At 69.6% G+C, this 2,914-nt stretch carries 3 protein-coding genes; 2 read left to right on the top strand and 1 reads right to left on the bottom strand.

Annotation, left to right across the window (positions count from 1 at the left end; all coding sequences use genetic code 11):
* Positions 1–98 precede the first annotated feature (98 nt).
* Complete coding sequence (locus tag B056_RS0109020; protein ID WP_018501546.1) at positions 99–1,052, top strand: lanthionine synthetase LanC family protein; 954 nt, start codon at positions 99–101, stop codon at positions 1,050–1,052.
* Positions 1,034–1,996: a thiopeptide-type bacteriocin biosynthesis protein gene (locus B056_RS0109015; protein WP_026239492.1), complete on the top strand. Its 963-nt coding sequence runs from the start codon at positions 1,034–1,036 to the stop codon at positions 1,994–1,996. Before B056_RS0109020 ends, B056_RS0109015 begins: the two co-directional genes overlap by 19 nt.
* Before the next feature lie 262 nt (positions 1,997–2,258).
* Here B056_RS0109015 and B056_RS40490 read toward each other — a convergent pair whose 3' ends face one another.
* Positions 2,259–2,822: a WD40 repeat domain-containing protein gene (locus tag B056_RS40490; RefSeq protein WP_076784667.1), complete on the bottom strand. Its 564-nt coding sequence runs from the start codon at positions 2,820–2,822 to the stop codon at positions 2,259–2,261.
* Positions 2,823–2,914 lie beyond the last annotated feature (92 nt).

The raw sequence follows: 2,914 nt of genomic DNA, 5'->3' as shown, positions 1-2,914 counted from the left end.
GGTCCCCAAACTCACCTACATTCGATCTTGACCCGAAGATCGAATGGTCCCCGTTCTCACCTACATCTGGTCCCCGTTCTCACTTGCAAAGCCACTTCGTGCTCCACACCGCCACCGCGGACGGACAGCCTCGCTACCAGCACGCAGCCCGCACGCTCGACCGCCACCTGCACCGCATCACCCACTCCCGGCTCGACGCCGCCCAGGCCCGCATGGCCCACAAGGCCCCGGGCACGTTCGATGAATACGACCTGTTCTACGGGCTCACCGGGCTGGGACTCATCCTCCTGCGTACCGCCCCGGCCAGCGACACCCTCGCCGCCGTCCTCACCTACCTGCACCGGCTCACGACCCAGCCCCTCACCCTCGACGGGCTCCACGCACCAGGCTGGTGGGCCACCCGCGACCCCGACCCGCTGTCCCCCACCCCGGGCGGTCACGCGAACCTGGGCCTGGCCCACGGCGCGGCCGGCATTCTCGCGCTGCTCGCCCTCGCCGCCCGCGCCGGCCACACCGTGGACGGCCACCACGACGCGATCATCAGCCTGTGCGCCTGGTTCGACCAGTGGCGTCAGGACTCCGACGGCGGGCCGTGGTGGCCGCAGTGGCTCACCCGTGACGATCTACGCGCCGGGCAGCCGACCCAGCCGGGCCCAGGTCGGCCATCGCTGTGTTACGGGACGCCCGGGATCGCCCGGGCGCTCCAGCTCGCCGCGATCGCCCTCGCCGACCCGGCACGTCAAGCCGACGCCGAGCACGCCCTCGCGACCTGCCTGGCCGGCCCCCATCTTGCCGGGCTTCCCGACGCGGGCCTGTGCCACGGTCTCGCCGGCGTCTACCAGGCCACGTCCCGTGCCGCCGCCGACGCGATCACGCCCGGCATCGGCGCCCACCTGCCCGGGCTCGCCGCCGCCCTCACCGCGCGGGCGAGCACCACCGACGGGTCCACCGCGCTGCTCACCGGCGCCACGGGTGTCCAGCTCGTGCTCGAAACCGCTCGCCGCGCCGCCCCACCTGTGTCCGGGTGGGACTCATGTCTGCTGCTGTGCTGACCACACCGACCGCCGGGCGGGTTGTCGACGCCGTCCGCGCCCTTCTGGCCGGACGTGACATCGCCGTCGCCGCGGCCGAGGCGGGTCTGGCCCCGGCCGACCTCGCGGACGCCGCCGACACCTACCACCTGGCCGGAATCACCGCGCTCGAACAGCGGGCCACCGCACGCTGGCACCAGGTGCACGTCCGTCCCGCCGGGAACCACCCCGCCGACCGCACTCTGGCGACCCTCATCGGCCCCCACCTCGACGCATTCGTGGCGGGCGGCGCGGCGTCCGGCTGGTGGCATATGAACAAGCCGCCCGGCTGGCGGATACGCCTCCTCAACGCCGACACGGACGCGGTCCACCAGCTGCTCGACGACCTGACCGCCGCCGGAGCCGTCGCCGCGTGGAGCCCAGCCATCTACGAGCCGGAAACGGCAGCGTTCGGCGGCGACGGCGGCATGGGTATCGCCCACGCGCTCTTCTGCGCCGACTCCGCCGGAGTCCTCGACTTCCTCCGCCGCAACAACCCGCCGCTGGCCCGCCGCGAGCTGTCCGTCCTGCTGATCAGTTCCATGTGCGTCGCCGCCGGCCTCGACTGGTACGAACGCGGCGACGTCTTCACCCGCGTCGCCGCGATGCGCCCCGACCCGCCCCCATCCCCGGCGCGGACCACCTTCACCGCCCAGCTCCGCACCCTGCTCGCCGCCCCTACTCAGACGGGATCACCACTGTTCGCCCCCAACGGGCCGGCCGCGTTCGCCGCCCCCTGGCGTGACGCCTTCGAGACCGCCGGCGGGCGCCTCGCCGCGGCCGCTTCCGCCGGCACCCTGACCCGAGGCCTGCGCACCGTCCTCGCCCACACAGTGATCTTCCACTGGAACAGGCTCGGCCTGCCCGCCACCACGCAGGCTGTCCTCACCAACTCGGCAGCCCGCGCGTGCCTCCCCGAGGACTGACCACGGACGACGCCCCACCTGCGCAACGACGGGCCCGGCCAGCACCTCGGCTCGGTCGACGGGCGGCGTGCCGTTGGCCCGGCTACCGCCCCCAGCTCCCCCGCGGCCTCCGCCGCTGACGGCTACCAGCCCTCCCGGGGAGGTCATCCCCGCGACGGGGCCGCCGGCCGGGGAAACGGAGTGGGCTGGGAATCCAGAACGGAAACCGTGTTGGAGTCACGAGGCGGGTGTCGTCGACGTGTGATCTCTGGAGGTTCTTTCGCTAGCTCTGCGGGCACACCGATTGGTATGTGATGTTCGGAAGATAGCGGCGCCATTCGTCTTGTGTTATCTGCCCGGTTGGGCTCGCGCATGCCCGTTCCGCGATCTGGTCGGGGTCTGCGGTCCAAAGGCGCACGGACTTGTCGTCGCTGCCCGTGGCAAAAATCTTCCTTTTCGGGTTGAATGAAATTCTGCGCACGATTCCTTCATGGCTGCCGGTGAAGGTCGCCAAAAGCTGTGGTTGCTGAGGTCGACTGATGTCCCAGAGCCGGATGGCACGGTCGTCTCCGCTGGTAGCCAGGATGGTGCCGTCGGGATCGAATGCGAGACCGCGTATCGGGCTAGGAATTCGAATGGATTGGCTCAGAATTTTCGGATAGTGAGGGTCTTCGGTGTCCCAGAGTTGAACTCCGCCGGTTTTGTCAGGAATAGCAAGAATAGTGCTGGTTGGGTTGAATGCGATGTCTGCGGCACCGTCGACCTGGTCTGTGAGAGTGGTGATAGATACTGGTCGGCGAAGGTCGGTGACGTTCCAGAGTCGCACGGTGTGGTCCCAGCTGATCAATACCGCTAAGTTAAGCTAACCACTCCTTGATCGACTGGGCAGGCGAGCTTGATCGTCGGAGCGGCAGGATGGTTGATTCCGTGGTCTGTTGT

Origin of the sequence: Parafrankia discariae, from assembly GCF_000373365.1 — a bacterium.
GTDB lineage: Bacteria > Actinomycetota > Actinomycetes > Frankiales > Frankiaceae > Parafrankia > Parafrankia discariae.
This window is presented reverse-complemented; position numbering and strand designations above follow the sequence as displayed.